The following is a 17,096-nucleotide window of genomic DNA, read 5'->3' on the forward strand; positions in this document are numbered from 1 at the left end:
TTGGCCACCAGGCACAACAGACCCTTCACTACACCCCACCCTGCCAAGTCTTCACCGCCTCCAGCGGCCAGATCAGCATCAGCACGTTGAGCGTCAGATTGTCCCGGATCATGTAGCCGGTGAAGATCTCGAAGAAGACGGCGATCGCGACCGTCAGCCAGACCGGCGCGCGCCAGGCGAAGAAGAAGCCGAGCACCATGAACACCGTGTCCATCGCCGAGTTCAGGATGCTGTCGCCGTAATAATCGAGCGAGATCGTCGCCGTGCGATAGCGGTCGATGATGATGGGCGAGTTCTCAAGCAGCTCCCAGCCGGATTCGATCACCAACGCCAGAAGCAGCTTCATCGCGATCGGCTTGCCGCGCAGCGCGAGATGCGCCAGGCCGTAGAACAGGAAGCCATGGATGATGTGGGAAGGCGTGTACCAGTCCGACATGTGCTGCGAGTTGCCGCTGGAATTGACGGTCCCCTCCCACAGCTTGATGTAGCCGCAGGTGCAGATCGGCGTGCGGCCCATCAGATATTCGGCGACAATCTGCGCGATGAGCACACCAAGGCAGGCGATGAACCAGTAGGTCTGGTGCCTGGCCCTGTCAGTCGCCTGCAGCGCCGTCACTGGCCGGCCTCGCCCTCAGGCGCGATCGTGTGCTTCACGATCAGGGGCATCTGCGCCAGCGTAAACAGGATGGTGATCGGCATCGTGCCCCAGACCTTGAAGGCGACCCAGGTATCGTCGGAGAAGTTGCGCCAAACAACCTCGTTCAAGACCGCCAGGAACAGGAAGAACACGCCCCAGCGGACGGTGAGCTTGCGCCACCCTTCGGCATCAAGCTGGAAGGCGGCGTTGAAGACATAGCCGAGCAGCGACTTGCCGAACAGCAGCCCGCCAAGCAGCGTCAAGCCGAACAGCGAATTGATGATGGTCGGCTTCATCTTGATGAAGGTCTCGTCCTGCAGATAGATCGACAGCGAGCCGAAGATCAGGACGACGATGCCCGAGACGAAGGGCATGATCGGCAGGTGCTTGAGCACGACCTTGGAGATAACAAGCGAAATGATCGTTGCCGCCATGAACAGCGCGGTCGCCACGAAGAGAGGGCCGCCGAGAGCGGCGAGAGCGGGAAATTTCTCCACCAGCCAGGGGCCGCGCAGGTTGGCGAAGAAGAAGATCAGCAGCGGCCCGAGCTCCAGCGCCAGCTTGAGCATCGGATGATGCTTGTCAGTCGCCGAAGGGGTGATATCGCTCTCGGTCGTCATGAGGTCCCTAATCCATTCCCTGGTCAGTCATTATCCGCGACGCTTGCGCGCCGTTGCGGGCATATCTGTGGCATCAATCGCTATTGACGGCAATGGCACCAACCCGATCAGGCCCGCGCATCTCCAAGCCCCGCGATCGCATGGGCGAAATCCTCGGCCTCGAAGGGCTCCAGATCGTCCACACCCTCGCCGACGCCGATGAAATAGACCGGCAGCTTGTGCTTGGCCGAGATGGCGACGAGGATGCCGCCGCGCGCCGTGCCGTCGAGCTTGGTCATGATCAGGCCGTTGACGCCGGCGACGTTGCGGAAGATCTCGACCTGGCTTAGCGCGTTCTGGCCCGTGGTCGCGTCGAGCGTCTGCAGCACGGTATGCGGCGCGTCGGGATCGAGCTTGCCGAGCACGCGCACGATCTTCTCGAGCTCGGCCATCAGCTCCGTCTTGTTCTGCAGGCGGCCGGCTGTGTCGATGATCAGCACGTCGCATTTCTTCTGCTTGGCCTGCTCGAAGGCATCATAGGCAAGCCCCGCCGCATCGGCGCCAAGCTTGGTGCCGATGAACTCCGACTTGGTGCGGTCCGCCCAGATCTTAAGCTGCTCGATCGCCGCCGCACGGAACGTATCGCCGGCAGCCACCATCACCTTCAGCCCGGCCCCGGAAAGCTTGGCGGCCAGCTTGCCGATGGTGGTGGTCTTGCCGGTGCCGTTGACGCCGACCACCAGGATGACATGCGGCTTGTGGCTGAGATCGAGCTGCAGCGGCTTTGCGACCGGCTTCAGCACCTTGGTGATCTCGGCCGCCATGATGCGGCTCACGTCCTCACCCGACACATCCTTGCCGTAGCGTTCCGACGCCAGCGTATCGGTGACGCGCAGCGCTGTCTCGACGCCGAGATCGGCCTGGATCAACAGGTCCTCGAGATCCTGCAGCGTGTCGTCGTCGAGCTTGCGCTTGGTGAAGAGCGCCGAGATCTGGCCGGTCAGCTGCGACGAGGTGCGGGCGAGGCCGGCACGCAGGCGCTGGAACCAGTTGAGCTTGGCCGGCGGCACGATGGTGACGGGTTCGGGGGCCGCGGTGGCGGTGGAGAAGCCTTTGGGGAGGATGGGGGTGTCGGAGTCGGTCGGATCCGAGGCGTCGGCATCCGTGGCTTCCCCCCCTACCCTGCCGGGCATCTCCCCCACAGGTGGGGGGAGACTCGCGGCGGCGTCTTGCGCCTCGATAGCGTCTTCGCTCTTGGCGAGGTCAGCATCGGGTTCATCCGCGCTGTCGTCAGCTGGTTGGCGAAGGTCATGCTCCACCTCAATCCCCCCACCTGTGGGGGGGATGCCCGGCAGGGTAGGGGGGGTCTTTTCAACATCCGCCGCCTCCGCCTCGGCCTCGAGCAAGGACAACGGCACCAGCCCGACATCATCGGTCGCAAGCGCCGTCGGCAAATCCTCGGAGACCTCGTCCTCGGCAGCACCCTCGCCATCGGCCGAAGGCCCACCCGGGGTCTCCATCTCCTCCGGCAACACCGGATCGGCAGCAACAGGCAACTCGTCCACCGGCGCACTTGGCGCCGTCACCTCGGCAGCAGGAGCCTCCGCGACCGGCTCGACCGCGACCTCGGGAGCCTTGGTCTCGACCGTATCCGGCGCCTGCTCTTCCGTCTTGTCCGGGCCGAAGGTGAAGACCTTTTTGATGAAGCTGAACGCCATGAGAATTCCGTCAGGTCAGGCCGCGGAGGCGGCCGTCAGTTGCATGTCGAGGTGCTTGCCGTTGTGGCCGATGATGTCGACCTCGACCAGCGCGCGGGGGCTTAAGCCCGGCGCTGCGACAAGCGTGAAGTTTTCCGTATGCGCCAATCCGTTGTTTTCCACCAGCAGCCATTGCCGCGTGCCGACCATCTCGTCGAGATGGGACTGATGCAGCATATGTCCAGTGGCGCGCAGCCGTGCCGCCCGCTCCTTGACGAGCACACGGTCGAGCTGCGGCATCCGTGCCGCCGGCGTTCCCGGTCGCGGGCTGTAGGGGAAGACGTGCAGATGGGCGATCCGCGCGTCCTCGGCGAGCCTGACGGCATTGCCGAACATCTCTTCCGTCTCCGTCGGGAAACCGGCGATCATGTCGGCGCCGATCGAGATCTCCGGCCGCAGCCTTCTGACCTCGTTGACGAAATGAAGCGCATCGGCGCTGGAATGCCGCCGCTTCATCCGCTTCAGGATCATGTCGTCGCCATGCTGCAGCGACAGGTGCAGATGCGGCATGAAGCGCGCTTCGTCGGCGATGAGATCGAGGAGATGCCGGTCCGCCTCGATGCTGTCGATCGACGACAGCCTGAGGCGCCTGATGTCGGGAACCTGCTTCAGAAGCGTCTTGGCCAGCAGCCCGAGCGTCGGCTCGCCCGGCAGGTCGGCGCCGTAGCTGGTGGCGTCGACGCCGGTCAGCACGATCTCGCGGTAACCGCTTTCGACGAGCTTGCGCGCCTGATCGACCACCGATCCCATCGGCACCGAGCGTGAATTGCCGCGGCCGTAGGGGATGATGCAGAAGGTGCAGCGGTGGTCGCAGCCGTTCTGCACCTGGATGAAGGCGCGCACGTGGCCGTCGATGTGCTTGACCATCTGCGGCGCTGTCGCCTTGACGCTCATGATGTCGTTGACGCGCAGCTTCTCTTCCGCCGAGACGCCGAAATCCGGCAGGGCGCGATAATTGGCACTTTTGAGCTTCTCTTCATTGCCAAGCACCGCATCGACCTCGGCCATGCCGGCGAAGGTCTCCTTCTCGGTCTGCGCGGCGCAGCCGGTGACGATGATGCGGGCATGCGGGTTGTCGCGCCGGGCGCGGCGGATCGCCTGGCGCGCCTGGCGCACGGCCTCGCCCGTCACGGCGCAGGTATTGACGAGAATGGCGTTGTTGAGGCCGGCCTTTTCTGCCTCGGCCCGCATCACTTCGGATTCGTAGGTATTCAGACGACAGCCGAAGGTGATGACCTCGACCCCGCTCACTTGGCTTCCGCCCCCGCAGCCTCGACCGCCTCATCGCGCTGCCAAGCGCCGGTCACGGGATCGACGGTGCCCGACCATTCCCATTCGGCGGGACCGGTCATGACCACATGGTCGTCCTCACGCCATTCGATGACCAGCGGCTGCCGGCTCGGCGCGGTGGCGACGTCGATCGTGACCTTGCGCCCGGTGCGGCCGGTGCGCGCCGCCGAGACGCCGGCGGCACAGGCGGCCGAACCGCAGGCAAGCGTCAGGCCTGCGCCGCGCTCCCAGGTGCGGGTGCGCAGGCTTGCGTCTGAGGTGACCTGCGCCAGCGTGATGTTGGCCTTCTCGGGAAACATCGGGTGATTTTCGAGCAGCGGCCCGAAGCGCTCCAGATCGAAGCTCATCGGATCCCTGTCGACCCAGAAGATCGCATGCGGATTGCCGATCGACATGGCCGAAGGCGAATGCAGCACCGGATTGTCGATCGGGCCGATCTGCAGCTCGATGCGGCTGGTATCGAAGAACTCTTCCGACAGCGGGATCTTGTCCCACTGAAACACCGGCCTGCCCATGTCGACCGAGATCGTTCCATCCTCGTGCTCGGCGGCGTTCAGGATGCCGGCGACGGTCTGGAAGGTGAAGACCTTCTGCCCTGTTTCGGCAGACAGCGCCTGCACCACGCAGCGCGTGCCGTTGCCGCAGGCCTGCGCCTTGGTGCCGTCACAGTTCAGGATATCGATCCAGGCATCGGTGCCCGCGGCCTTCGGATCGTGGATCGCCATGATCTGGTCGAACTCAGTCTCGGCATCCGCATTGAGCGCGATCGCGGCCTCAGGCGTCACCTTGTCCGTGCGCCCGCGCATGTCGACAACCAGGATCTTGTTGCCAAGCCCGTTCATCCTCGCGAATTCGACCGTTGCGCTCATTGTCTCATGTCCATGTGTGTTTGGGCTGTATATGGCGGAAATGCGCGGGAATTACCAGTGGCTGGACCGAACGCAACCACCTCACAGCGACCTCGGCGCCACGAAGCGCTCCAGCCTGCCACTGCCCGCGGTCACATCCCGCCATGCCACGGCGAAATCGATGACGGCAAGCGCACCTGTTGGAAACTTCTCCCGCAACTGGTCAAGCCCATCGCCATATCCGGCAAGGTAAAGCGCCAAATCCTGAAACCCCGGATTATGCCCCACGACAAGCAATGTCCTGACCTCGGGATCGGTCGCGCGCAGCACGGCGGCAAGCCGCTCCACCGATGCCTCGTAGATCTCTCCCACGTCCCGGTGCGGGGTATCTGGCAGTTCCGCCCCGACCAGCGCCCACGTCTGCTGCGTTCGCCGCGCCGTCGAGACCAGCGCAAGATCAGGAACCAGCATCTCGCGCGCCATGTAGCGCCCCATCAGCGGCGCGGCTTTCAGGCCACGGCCGGCGAGCGGGCGGTCGTGATCGTCTACACCATCGGGCCAGGCGGATTTGGCGTGGCGAAGCAGAAGCAAGCGATATCGGGGGAGCGTGGTGTCTGATGTCATGGTGCCCTCCGTGAAAGGCCGAAGTGTAAGCCTACAAACGAAAAAGGACAGGCCAAGCCTGTCCTTTCCCAATCATGCAATCCAGCCCCCGTCACCGGGAAAGGCCGGAAAATCTCAGTTCCACTCGCGGATGTCGACGAAGTGGCCGGCAATCGCCGCTGCCGCTGCCATGGCGGGCGATACCAGATGCGTGCGGCCCTTGAAGCCCTGGCGGCCTTCGAAGTTGCGGTTGGAGGTCGAGGCGCAACGCTCGCCCGGCTTCAGGCGGTCGTCGTTCATGGCCAGGCACATGGAACAGCCAGGCTCGCGCCAGTCGAAGCCGGCGGCCTTGAAGATCTTGTCGAGGCCCTCGGCTTCCGCCTGTTCCTTGACCAGGCCGGAGCCCGGAACGATCATGGCGCTGACGGTACCGGCAACGGTCTTGCCTTCGACAACCTTGGCGGCAGCGCGCAGGTCCTCGATGCGGCCGTTGGTGCACGAGCCGATGAAGACGCGGTCGACGGCGATGTCGGTGATCTTCGTGCCCGGCTTCAGGCCCATGTAGTCGAGCGCGCGCCACTTCGACGTACGCTTGTTCTCGTCGGCGATTTCATCCGGGTTCGGAACGATGCCCTGCACCGAGATGACGTCCTCGGGCGAGGAGCCCCAGGAGACGATCGGCGGCAGTTCGGAAGCATTGAGCGTGACGACGCGGTCGTAGTGCGCGCCCTCGTCCGACTTCAGCGTGTTCCAGTAGGAAATCGCCTGGTCGAGCGTCTCGCCCTTCGGCGCGCGCGGCTTGCCCTTGATGTATTCGTAGGTGACTTCATCAGGGGCGATCAGGCCGGCGCGGGCGCCGCCTTCGATCGACATGTTGCAGATCGTCATGCGGCCTTCCATCGACAGCGCACGAATGGCTTCGCCGGCATATTCGATGACGTAGCCGGTGCCGCCGGCGGTGCCGATCTCGCCGATGATGGCGAGCACGATGTCCTTGGCGGTGACGCCTTCAGGCAGCACGCCGTCGACCTGCACCAGCATGTTCTTCGCCTTCTTCTGGATCAGCGTCTGGGTCGCCAGAACGTGTTCCACTTCAGACGTGCCGATGCCGTGCGCCAGCGAGCCGAAGGCGCCGTGCGTCGAGGTGTGGCTGTCGCCGCAGACGATCGTCATGCCCGGCAGGGTGAAGCCCTGCTCCGGTCCGATGATGTGGACGATGCCCTGGCGCTTGTCGCTCGCCGAATAATATTCGACGCCGAACTCGGCCGCGTTGATCGCCAGTTGCTCGACCTGGATGCGGCTTTCCTCGTTCTTGATGCCGAGATGGCGATCCGGCGAGGTCGGCACGTTGTGGTCGACGACCGCGAGCGTCTTTTCAGGCGCGCGAACCTTGCGGCCCGTCATGCGCAGCCCTTCGAAGGCCTGCGGGGAGGTGACTTCGTGGACCAGGTGGCGGTCGATGTAGAGAAGACAGGTGCCGTCGTCCTGTTGATCGACCAGGTGGTCGTCCCAGATCTTGTCGTAGAGGGTACGCGGTGCGCTCATGGCGATAATCCGTTTCTGAATGCATAGGGGGTATGGAGCTTGGTGGCGGACAGGGCCGCCGGCCGTCGGTCGATCAGAAAGGGATCAACGAAGTCGGCTGTTGAGCGCACCGGAAACGGTCGCAAAGAAACGTGCCGGCAGGCGGTAGTGATCCTGCAGCACGAAAATATGCGCCCCAATGCAACTGAACTTGGATTCCATGAGCAGTCACTTACCAATTTTTGCGCGGCTCGGCAATTTGAATCGTCGGCCTGTCATCGCCGTTGATCGCGCCCACGCATCCGCTTCTCGATCTGCCTCAGACCAAGCGACAGGCCGATCGTCAGGATGAGGTAGATATAGGTGACGATCGAATAGGTTTCAAAGAAGCGGAAGGAGCCGGATGCGTAAATCTTGCCCATCTGCGTGATGTCGGACACCCCGAGCACCGAGACCAGCGAGCTATCCTTCACCATCGCCACGAAATCGTTCGACAGCGGCGGAAAGATCACCTTGATCGCCTGCGGAAAGATCACCAGGCGGAAGCGCTGGTAGCGCGACAGCCCGAGCGCCTTGGCGGCCTCCACCTGTCCGTGATCGACCGACTGGATGCCGGCCCGGAAGACCTCGGCGATGAAGGAGGAGTAGCCGATCATCAGCGCGATGATCGCCCGCCACATCAGCGAGAACTCGCGCACCAGCACAGGCTCCGCCAGCCCCGCCTTGACGAGCGGCGTCAGAAGAAAATTGTAGGCGGCGACGAAGGCCGGCGCACCGACGAAGGCGACGTAGAACAATAGCACCAGCATCGGGATGCCCCTGACGACCTCGACGTAGAAGCGGGCGGTCTGGCGCAGCGCCAGACTGTCCGAAAGCCCCAGCAGCGCGATGCAGAGCCCGAGAGCCGTCGCCAGCGCGAAGCCGACCAGCGTCACGAAGATGGTGATGCCGACGCCGTTGAACACGGTGCGGAACACCTGTGCATAGATGTCGTTGGCGATGATCACGGCGGCGAGCACGAGGCCGATCGCGACAAGGGCGACCAGCCACCACGGGTAGTCGCCCTTCTCTCGGCCCTGCGGGCTTGGCTGCGGGGCCATCACGCGGTCTTCCTCGGAGGGATCATTGACCCATCTTGTAGTCGAGGAACCACGTCTTGTTCAGCTTGTCGAAGGTTCCGTCGGCCTTGAGGCTGGCAATGGCAGCATTGACGGGACCGACGAGATCGGAGCCCTTCGGAAAGATGAAGCCGAAATCCTCGGTGCCGAGCGGCCCGCCGACGACCTTCAGCCCGCCATTCGACGCATCGACATAGCCTTTGGCCGCGACGCTGTCGGTCAAGACGACGTCGACATCGCCGGCCTTGAGGGCTTGCACGGTGGCGCCAAAGGTTTCGAACAGCTTGATGCGCGGGTTCTGCTCGTTGCCGTCGAGGATCTCGTAGACGGCGGTATAGAAGGGCGAGGTGCCCGGCTGCGCGCCGACGAGGCCGTCGTTGAAGGCGCCGAAGGTCTTGGCATCGGCAAAGCGGCTTTCGTCGCCGCGCACCAGCATGAACTGCTGCGAGCGCATATAGGGGTCGGAGAAGTCCACCTTGGCCTTGCGGTCGTCCTTGATGGTGATCCCTGTCATGCCGATATTGTACTGGTTGTCGGACACCGCCTGGATCATCGCGTCCCAGCTGGTGTTCTGATACTCGACCTTGAAGTTCAGCCGCTTGGCGATCTCGTTCATCGCGTCGTATTCCCAACCGATCGCCTTGCCCGACTTCGGATCGACGAACTGCAGCGGCGGATAGGCGTTCTCGGTGACGACGACGACCGTCTTGCCCTTGAGATCGGGAAGCTCGGCGGCAAGAGCCGTCAACGGCGACAGGACAAGAGCGGTCAATCCGGCAAGCACGGCGCGACGAAACAGCATGAAATATCTCCCCAAAACAACGCTCGCGGAAACTGTCATAGTTGTAAAGCCGCTGGCAAGGGGATCGGCGCGCGAGGATGAGGGAAATGCGGAATGGCGGTTTAAAAAGCATGGGTTTGGGGGAAGGAAATTCGCGGGGGTGTTTTCTCCGTCGACGGCCCCTCCCCAACCCCGTCAAAACCCCTCCTCAACCCCTCCCCACAAGGGGGAGGGGCTAACCCGAGGCACTCCCCAACATCACAACAGGCGTTGCGGCTGTTGAGAGTTTGCGTCTGCCACCAGCGGCGCGCCCAGCAAGCCCCTCCCCCTTGTGGGGAGGGGTTGGGGAGGGGACTTTATTGCAAGGTTTAGGGATACCCCTCAAACCCCACGCATCAACCCGCCATCCACCTTGAGGCTCTGCCCGGTGATGTACCCCGCGCCCTCGGACGCCAGGAAGGAGATGGTTGCAGCGATTTCGGCGCTGGTGCCGTAGCGGCCCATGGGCACGCTGTCGCGACGCTCCTCGGTCGCCGGCAGGCTGTCGATCCAGCCGGGGAGCACGTTGTTGATGCGGATGTTGTCGGCGGCAAAGGTATCGGCATAGAGCTTGGTGTAGGCGGCGAGGCCGGCGCGGAAGACGGCGGACGTCGGAAACATCGGCGACGGCTCGAACACCCAGGCGGTGGAGATGTTGATGATCGCGCCGGCTTTCTGCGCCTGCATGATCGGCGTCACCAGCCTGACAGGGCGGATGACGTTCATCAGGTAGACATCCATGCCGGTATGCCACTGCTCGTCGGTGATCTCGGTGATGCCGGCGCGCGGGCCGTGGCCGGCGCTGTTGACGAGCACGTCGACCCGGCCCCATCTGTCGGTGGTCTTGTCGACCAGCCGCTTCAGGTCGTCGTTCGACTGGTTGGAGCCGGTGACGCCGATGCCGCCGAGTTCGGCCGCCAGCGCCTCGCCCTTGCCCGAGGAGGAAAGGATCGACACCTTGAAGCCGTCGGCCGCAAGCCGACGCGCCGCCGCGGCCCCCATGCCGCTGCCGCCCGCCGTGATAATTGCCACTTTTTCTACTGACACGCCTTTATCCTCTCTCGCCGATGCTATTCACTGATGGTTTGGAACGGCAGATTATCATCTCCGCCACGGCAAGGCGAAACAGTTCTCTTGCCGTGTGCCAGTAGGAAAACTATCGAATGAGCGGTCAACTCGGAAAACTGCCGTCGCTGAACGGCCTACGCGCCTTCGAGGCAGCCGCGCGCCACCTGAACTTCCGGCTGGCGGCCGAGGAGCTCGGCGTCACCCAGGGCGCGGTGGCCCAGCATGTGCGGGGGCTGGAAGCCGAACTCGGCGTCAGGCTGTTCGACCGGCTGCCGCGCACGCTGGAGCTGACGGGCGAAGGCCGCTTCTACATTGCCGACATCAGGCGTGCCTTCGAGCTCATCGCCCGCGCGACGGCCGATCTCAAGCCGCAACCGGTGCGCCTGACGATCAGCACGACGCCGACCTTCGCCTCGAAATGGCTGATCCCTAGGCTTTCCGATTTCACCGCCCGCCATCCGGATCTCGACATCCACATCCTGGCGACCGACCGGCTCTCGAACTTCCAGAACGACGGCGTCGATCTTGCCGTGCGCTACGGCAGCCCGCCCTTCGGTCCGGGCCTTGCCGCGGAGCTGATGTTCGAGCAGGAGATCATCGCCGTCTGCAGTCCGCTCATCGCCGGCGAGCCGCTGGCGTCGATGGAAGACCTCGCGCGCCACGCCCTGCTGCATGACGCCCATAATTTCTGGCCCGAATTCCTCGAGCGCAACTTCGGCGACCGCCAGGCGCGCGAAAAACCTTCCTTTCGCGGCATCAGCTTCAACACGACGGCGCATGCGATCGATGCCGCCATCGCCGGCCAGGGCATCGTCCTCGCCACCCGCCAGTTCGTCGCCCGCGATATCGTCGAAAACCGCTTGTTCCAGGCCCTCCCCCAAGGCTTCCGTCCGCCCCAAGACTTCTACCTCGTCTGGCCGCGCTACCGGAAATCTCCGGCGCTGGAGCGCACGATCGCCTGGCTGCTGGAGGCGGTGAGCGACCATAAGACCCCTCCCCAACCCCACCCCACAGGTGGGAGGGGCTAACCCGTGGCTGACCCCGAGGCTCGCAATATACGTTGCGGCTTTTGAAAGGTTGCTATCGTCGCAGGCGGCGCACCCAGCAAGCCCCTCCCCCTTGTGAGGAGGGGTTGGGGAGGGGTCTTAACCCACCCACAAACACCCAAAACAAAAAAAGGCGACCCGAAGGCCGCCTTTTCGTCAATCCATGCGGATCGAAGCTTATTCCGCTGCCGGCTCGGCTGCGGCGGCTTCGGCGGCGGCCTTCTCGGCGGCTGCCTTTTCAGCGGCTTCCTGGGCTGCCTTTTCGGCTGCCAGAGCCTGAGCTGCTGCAACCTTTTCGGCTTCCAGGCGTGCCTTTTCCTCGGCGATTGCGGCGCGCTCGGCGTCGTTGAGCTTGCGGGCGCGAACGCCGGTGTCTTCAACGATACGAGCCGACTTGCCGCGACGGTCGCGCAGGTAGTAGAGCTTGGCGCGACGGACCTTACCGCGGCGAACGACTTCTACGCTTTCGATAGCCGGGGAGTAGATCGGGAATACGCGCTCGACGCCTTCGCCGTAGGAGATCTTGCGGACCGTGAAGTTTTCCTGCAGACCGCCGCCGGAGCGGGCGATGCAGACGCCTTCATAAGCCTGTACGCGGGTACGCGAACCTTCCGTCACGCGGACGTTGACGCGAACGGTGTCACCCGGGGAGAATTCCGGGAGCGTGCGCTTGGCTTCGATCTTGGCGACCTGTTCGGCCTCAAGCTGCTGAATGATGTTCATGACTCAACCTCTTTGTTGGTTCAACAGCCAGAGCGCCCTGCGATCAATCCTTGGTCGAGCCTCGGACATATGCCTCATCAGGCAGGGGCGAATGCGTCTGTCTTTCTTTGCTTGGTTGATGGGAGATTCCCATTCCGGGCGTGCGCATACCCTATCGCGCGGGCTTTGTCACCCCTTGAGCGGAAGATTCGTTGGCGGGTGGTGGTGATTGGGGCACTCCGAAACCCTCATTTAGTCCCCTCCCCAACCCCTCCCCACAAGGGGGAGGGGCTAACCCGTGTCATCGCTCATACCATCTCATGTCACTAGCGCCTGATGAGAAAAGTCAGTTTGGCGAAGAGGGCGCCCCCAGCAAGCCCCTCCCCCTTGTGGGGAGGGGTTGGGGAGGGGTCTTCATACCACGTGCAGAGGGGTCTCAGTTCCGCTGTGCATTATTTGATTAAATATTTGTCAAATGCACAAACCGGGAGCAAATTGGATTATGGCCATTTTGTGGCCTGTCAATCCTAGGAGGGGATTACATGACATCTGGCAATCCGTCGCCCTCGTTGTACAACGAGGATCTGGCGCCCGCTCGGGAGAGGAAGTGGGGCGCCTTCAGCATCTTCAACGTCTGGACCTCGGACGTTCACAGCCTGTGGGGCTATTATCTCGCCGCCAGCCTTTTTCTTCTGTGCGGCAGCTTCGTCAATTTCGTCATCGCCATCGGTCTCGGCTCGCTGGTCATCTTTTTCCTGATGAGCCTGGTCGGCAATGCCGGTGTCAAGACCGGCGTGCCGTTCCCGGTTCTGGCACGCGCCTCGTTCGGCACCTTCGGCGCCAATGCGCCGGCGCTGGTGCGCGCGGTGGTCGCCTGCTTCTGGTACGGCGCGCAGACGGCTGCCGCCTCCGGTGCCATCGTGGCGCTGCTGATCCGCCACGAGAGCATTCTCGCCTTCCACCAGAACAGCCATTTTCTCGGCCACTCGACGCTGGAGGTGATCTGCTACGTCATCGTCTGGGCGCTGCAGCTCTTGATCATCCAACGCGGCATGGAAACGGTGCGCAAGTTCCAGGATTGGGCGGGGCCCGCCGTCTGGATCATGATGCTCGTCTTGGCCGTTTATCTCGTGGTCAAGGCAGGCACCTTCTCCTTCGGCAGTGAAATCCCGCGCGACGTGCTGATCGAAAAGACCCGGGATGCCGGCATTCCCTACGAACCGGGCACCGTGCCGGCGCTCGCCGCCGTCGCCGCCACCTGGATCACCTATTTCGCGGCACTTTACCTGAACTTCTGCGACTTCTCGCGCTACGCCAAGGACGTGAAGACGCTGCGCAGAGGCAATCTCTGGGGCCTGCCGATCAACCTGCTCGCCTTCTGCCTCGTGGCGGGCGTCACGACCACGGCAGCCTTTACCGTCTATGGCGAGGTGCTGCTGCACCCCGAAGCCATCTCGGCCAAGTTCGACAGCTGGTTCCTGGCGCTTCTGGCGGCCCTTACCTTCGCGGTGGCGACGCTCGGCATCAACGTCGTCGCCAACTTCGTCTCGCCGGCCTTCGACTTCTCCAACGTCTTTCCGCGCCACATCAGCTTCAAGCGCGGCGGGTACATCGCCGCGTTGATCGCGCTGGTGCTTTACCCCTTCGCCCCCTGGGAAACGGGTGCCGCCCACTTCGTCAACTTCATCGGCTCGACCATGGGGCCGATCTTCGGGGTGATGATGGTGGACTATTACCTGATCCGGAAAGGCGAGCTCGACGTCGCGGCACTCTACCGCGAAGACGGTGAATTCCGCTTCCAGAGCGGCTGGCACGTCAACGCTTTCATCGCCTTTGCGATCGGCGCGCTGTTCTCGTCGATCCTGCCGACCTTCACCTCGGTATTGCCGGACTGGTGGGGCACCTATGGCTGGTTCTTCGGCGTCGGCATCGGCGGCGGTGTCTACTATCTACTGCGCATGACCACCCGCGGCTCGGCCGTCGGCGCGGCATCGCGATAGACGACATGCCCGGCTTCGGCCGGGCATCTTTCCTTGCCGCCGTCATAAGGTTTCTCAGCCGGGCACCACGCCGCGACAGGCCCAGGCCACCGATGCGAAGGAGCGCGGCCCATCCGGCCGTCCAGCCTCGTAAGCGCCGCGCACCGCCGTTTTCAGCCGTTCCCGCAGCCCGGCCTCAAGGCCGGCGACATATTGCCCGAGCGGCCCGTCGCCCCCGGTAAAGGGCATCCAGTAATCGTCGAAGGACTGGTAATCCATGCGGATCGTCAGCAATGTCTGCTCGACCGACGCCAGGCCCTGAGCGACGAAGCTGTTCTTCATCTCGTCGGGGCCCGTCATCGGCCGGAAGCAATAGTTGCGCCGAAAATCATGGCTGTCGTCATCGAGCATCGCGGCGGTGTCGAGCAGCATCCGCATCCCCGGCATCCCGCCCATGTGGTCCCAGACGGCAGCGGCCACCACGCCGCCCGGCCGCACCACCCGCCGCATCTCTGAAATCGCCTTGTCCGGATCGGACACGAAGTGCAGCACCAGCAGACTGAGCGCCCGGTCGAAGCTCCCGTTCTCGAAGGGCAGCGCCATCGCATCCGCCTGCCGCACGCTGATGCGCGGATCGGTGTTGGCGCGTACGATATCCTCGACGAAGACGGGCGAGTAGTCGATCGCGACGATCTCCTTGACCTTAGCCGCCTGCGGCAGGAAGAACGTCAGGCTGCCATTGCCGCAGCCGACATCCAGAACCCGCTCATTGTCCGAAAGCCCGGCGAAATCGACGAACGGCGGCGCCAGCCGCTTGCTCCACCGCCCCATCAGCTGCTCGTATCCACCTGCACTACTGACATTGAAGCTCGACGCCATGACAGCCTCCCCGCGCGGATGGCGAAGGGTAAACCCGGCGGGATGGTGGGGCAAGGGGTACGGCTGGCACCCTCCGTCGATGTCCCGAAAACCCTACTCGTCCAGCAAATCCGGCCGCCGTTCGCGCGTCAGCTGGACTGCCTGCTCGCGGCGCCACTTGTCGATCGCACCGTGGTTGCCTGACGTCAGCACCGCCGGAATCTCGCGGCCTTCCCATTCCTGCGGGCGGGTGTAGTGCGGGTGTTCGAGCAGCCCGCCCTCGAAGCTTTCGTGCAGGCCGGAGAGATCGTTGCCCATGACGCCGGGCAGGATACGCACGATCGCGTCGAGCACGGTCAGCGCCGCCGGCTCGCCGCCCGAAAGCACGTAGTCGCCGATCGATACCTCTTCCAGCTCGCGCGCCTCGATCACCCGCTGGTCGACACCCTCGAAGCGGCCGCAGACGATGATGACGCCCTCGCCATCCGCCAGTTCGCGCACGCGCTCCTGAGTCAGTGGCTTGCCGCGCGGGCTCATCAGCAGGCGTGGGCGGCTGTCATTTTCAGAAACCGTATCGATGGCGCGGGCGAGCACATCAGGCTTCAGCACCATGCCGGCGCCGCCGCCAGCCGGCGTATCGTCTACGGTGCGGTGCTTGTCGGTGGCGAAGTCGCGGATCTGCACGGCATCGAGCGCCCACTGGCCGCGTTCCATCGCCTTGCCGGCAAGGGAATAGCCGAGATGGCCCGGAAACATCTCCGGATAAAGCGTCAGCACCGTTGCCCGGAATGCCATCGCGTCGCTCACTTCTTCTTTTTCGGCTTGTCGTTTGCAGGCTCGTCCGGCGTGAACTTCGGGCCGTCGTCATCGCTGTCGACGAGACCGGATGCTACCGGGTCGATGGTGATCTTGCCGCCCTCGAGGTCGATTTCCAGAACCGAGGCCTCCGAGAAGGGGATCAGCACCGGGCGCTTGCCCGGCCCCTTGATCTCCAGGAGATCACCGGCGCCGAAGTCGAAGACGCCCGTGATCTTGCCGTAGCTGACGCCTTGGTCGTCGAGCGCTTCCAGGCCCTCCAGATCGGCATAGAAGAACTCGTCGTCCTCGAGTTCGTCGTCCGGCAGGTTGTCGCGCTCGATATAAAGCTCCAGACCGTTCAGCGCCTCGGCGGCGTTGCGGTCGTTGACCCCCCGGAAGCGGACGACCACGACATTCTTCATCTCGCGGATTTCAAGCACCTCGAAGGTGCGGCCATCCATGCTGTGCAGGTGGCCGTAATCGCCGAGCGCGGTTGGATCGGCCGTATAAGCCTTGGCGCGCACTTCGCCGCGAATGCCCTGCGCACCGCCGATCGTTGCCATCAGCACCGGATTTTCGAGCTTTGTCATGGTGTCCTTCGTATCGCGCCGGAGTTTGGCTTCTCATAACCGAGTTACGGCGGAATGGAAACGAAAACGGGCGGCATGTCGCCATGCCGCCCGTTCGATCAAGGCCGAAGCCTCGAATTATTCAGCCGAAGCAGCAGCTTCTGCAGCGTCAGCGATCTTCTGAGCCTTTTCAGCTGCACGCTCCTGAGCGCGCTTGCCGGGCTTTGCCTTTTCCGGGTTGTTCTTGGCTTCGCGCTTTGCGAGGCCGGCTTCGTTCAGGAAGCGCAGAACGCGGTCGGTCGGCTGTGCGCCCTGCTCGATCCAATGCTTGATACGGTCACCGTCGAGCTTGACGCGAGCTTCGTTGTCCTTGGCGAGCATCGGGTTCCAGGAACCGAGATTCTCGAGGAAGCGGCCGTCGCGCGGCGAACGGGCGTCGGCGAGAACGATGTGGTAGTACGGGCGCTTCTTGGAACCACCGCGTGCGAGACGAATTTTCAGTGCCATTTTAGTTACTCCTTGGATGTGTCTGAACCGCTTTCTGGGCGGTATCGGTTACTTTGCAGCAGCGCCCTGTTCGGCGTGATCCGCTGCGATCTGCTCATGATGCCGGATGACTTCCTTGATGACGAAGTTCAGGAACTTCTCGGCGAAATCCGGATCCAGATTGGCATCCTTGGCCAGGCGGCGAAGGCGTTCGATCTGGTATTCCTCGCGCGCCGGGTCTGCCGGCGGCAACTTGTACTTGGCCTTGAGAACGCCGACCTCTTTGGTGCAGCGGAAACGCTCGGCCAGGATATGCACCAGCGCCGCGTCGATATTGTCGATCGACTGGCGATAGCTGGAGAGCTGGGCTTTGATCTCAGGATCGGTCATGGTT

18 protein-coding genes are annotated in these 17,096 nt (G+C 63.5%); 2 read left to right on the forward strand and 16 right to left on the reverse strand.

What is annotated here, in order from left to right; translation table 11 throughout:
- Positions 1 to 28: 28 nt before the first annotated feature.
- The 10 genes from QTL95_RS00145 to QTL95_RS00190 all read right to left on the reverse strand — a co-directional run bounded on the left by QTL95_RS00145 (position 29) and on the right by QTL95_RS00190 (position 10,243).
- On the reverse strand, positions 29 to 616 hold the full coding sequence (locus QTL95_RS00145; RefSeq protein ID WP_289717952.1) for a DUF2585 domain-containing protein: 588 nt from the start codon (positions 614 to 616) through the stop codon (positions 29 to 31).
- On the reverse strand, positions 613 to 1,257 hold the full coding sequence (locus QTL95_RS00150) for a septation protein A (protein WP_289717953.1): 645 nt from the start codon (positions 1,255 to 1,257) through the stop codon (positions 613 to 615). The genes QTL95_RS00145 and QTL95_RS00150 overlap by 4 nt, the downstream gene beginning before the upstream one ends.
- 107 nt (positions 1,258 to 1,364) lie before the next feature.
- Entirely contained in the window at positions 1,365 to 2,954 is a 1,590-nt protein-coding gene (gene ftsY / locus QTL95_RS00155; RefSeq protein ID WP_289717954.1) for a signal recognition particle-docking protein FtsY, read from the reverse strand.
- Between the two features lie 15 nt (positions 2,955 to 2,969).
- Complete coding sequence (mtaB, locus tag QTL95_RS00160) at positions 2,970 to 4,244, reverse strand: tRNA (N(6)-L-threonylcarbamoyladenosine(37)-C(2))-methylthiotransferase MtaB (RefSeq protein WP_289717955.1); 1,275 nt, start codon at positions 4,242 to 4,244, stop codon at positions 2,970 to 2,972.
- Positions 4,241 to 5,152, reverse strand: coding sequence for a diaminopimelate epimerase (gene dapF / locus QTL95_RS00165; RefSeq protein WP_289717956.1), 912 nt, complete (start codon positions 5,150 to 5,152; stop codon positions 4,241 to 4,243). The genes mtaB and dapF overlap by 4 nt, the downstream gene beginning before the upstream one ends.
- 81 nt (positions 5,153 to 5,233) lie before the next feature.
- Complete coding sequence (locus tag QTL95_RS00170) at positions 5,234 to 5,755, reverse strand: SixA phosphatase family protein (RefSeq protein ID WP_289717957.1); 522 nt, start codon at positions 5,753 to 5,755, stop codon at positions 5,234 to 5,236.
- 114 nt (positions 5,756 to 5,869) lie between these two features.
- On the reverse strand, positions 5,870 to 7,279 hold the full coding sequence (gene leuC, locus QTL95_RS00175; RefSeq protein WP_289717958.1) for a 3-isopropylmalate dehydratase large subunit: 1,410 nt from the start codon (positions 7,277 to 7,279) through the stop codon (positions 5,870 to 5,872).
- Positions 7,280 to 7,533: 254 nt separating this feature from the next.
- A complete protein-coding gene (locus tag QTL95_RS00180) occupies positions 7,534 to 8,358 on the reverse strand; it encodes an amino acid ABC transporter permease (RefSeq protein WP_289717959.1) in 825 nt (274 codons plus the stop codon).
- A gap of 22 nt (positions 8,359 to 8,380) precedes the next feature.
- Complete coding sequence (locus tag QTL95_RS00185) at positions 8,381 to 9,178, reverse strand: transporter substrate-binding domain-containing protein (RefSeq protein WP_289717960.1); 798 nt, start codon at positions 9,176 to 9,178, stop codon at positions 8,381 to 8,383.
- A 360-nt stretch (positions 9,179 to 9,538) separates the two neighbouring features.
- Positions 9,539 to 10,243: an SDR family oxidoreductase gene (locus tag QTL95_RS00190; RefSeq protein WP_289717961.1), complete on the reverse strand. Its 705-nt coding sequence runs from the start codon at positions 10,241 to 10,243 to the stop codon at positions 9,539 to 9,541.
- A 116-nt stretch (positions 10,244 to 10,359) separates the two neighbouring features.
- On the opposite strand from QTL95_RS00190, the gene QTL95_RS00195 reads away from it, so the two are divergent.
- Positions 10,360 to 11,292, forward strand: a complete 933-nt coding sequence (locus QTL95_RS00195; RefSeq protein ID WP_289717962.1) for a LysR substrate-binding domain-containing protein — start codon at positions 10,360 to 10,362, stop codon at positions 11,290 to 11,292.
- Between the two features lie 195 nt (positions 11,293 to 11,487).
- On the opposite strand, the gene rplS is transcribed toward QTL95_RS00195, so the two are convergent.
- Positions 11,488 to 12,033, reverse strand: coding sequence for a 50S ribosomal protein L19 (gene rplS / locus QTL95_RS00200; protein ID WP_289717963.1), 546 nt, complete (start codon positions 12,031 to 12,033; stop codon positions 11,488 to 11,490).
- Positions 12,034 to 12,554: 521 nt separating this feature from the next.
- Here rplS and QTL95_RS00205 point away from each other — a divergent pair.
- Entirely contained in the window at positions 12,555 to 14,012 is a 1,458-nt protein-coding gene (locus tag QTL95_RS00205; RefSeq protein WP_289717964.1) for an NCS1 family nucleobase:cation symporter-1, read from the forward strand.
- Positions 14,013 to 14,066: 54 nt separating this feature from the next.
- Here QTL95_RS00205 and QTL95_RS00210 read toward each other — a convergent pair whose 3' ends face one another.
- The 5 genes from QTL95_RS00210 to QTL95_RS00230 all read right to left on the reverse strand — a co-directional run bounded on the left by QTL95_RS00210 (position 14,067) and on the right by QTL95_RS00230 (position 17,092).
- A complete protein-coding gene (locus tag QTL95_RS00210) occupies positions 14,067 to 14,870 on the reverse strand; it encodes a class I SAM-dependent methyltransferase (protein WP_289717965.1) in 804 nt (267 codons plus the stop codon).
- A 93-nt stretch (positions 14,871 to 14,963) separates the two neighbouring features.
- Positions 14,964 to 15,644, reverse strand: coding sequence for a tRNA (guanosine(37)-N1)-methyltransferase TrmD (gene trmD / locus QTL95_RS00215; protein ID WP_289717966.1), 681 nt, complete (start codon positions 15,642 to 15,644; stop codon positions 14,964 to 14,966).
- An 8-nt stretch (positions 15,645 to 15,652) separates the two neighbouring features.
- Entirely contained in the window at positions 15,653 to 16,237 is a 585-nt protein-coding gene (rimM, locus tag QTL95_RS00220) for a ribosome maturation factor RimM (protein ID WP_289717967.1), read from the reverse strand.
- Positions 16,238 to 16,354: 117 nt separating this feature from the next.
- Positions 16,355 to 16,723, reverse strand: coding sequence for a 30S ribosomal protein S16 (rpsP, locus tag QTL95_RS00225; RefSeq protein ID WP_289717968.1), 369 nt, complete (start codon positions 16,721 to 16,723; stop codon positions 16,355 to 16,357).
- A 48-nt stretch (positions 16,724 to 16,771) separates the two neighbouring features.
- Positions 16,772 to 17,092 (reverse strand): chorismate mutase, encoded by a 321-nt coding sequence (locus QTL95_RS00230; RefSeq protein ID WP_289717969.1) that lies wholly within the window; start codon positions 17,090 to 17,092, stop codon positions 16,772 to 16,774.
- Positions 17,093 to 17,096: the final 4 nt, after the last annotated feature.

Origin of the sequence: Rhizobium sp. S152 (genome assembly GCF_030380735.1) — a bacterium.
Classification (GTDB): Bacteria; Pseudomonadota; Alphaproteobacteria; order Rhizobiales; family Rhizobiaceae; genus Rhizobium.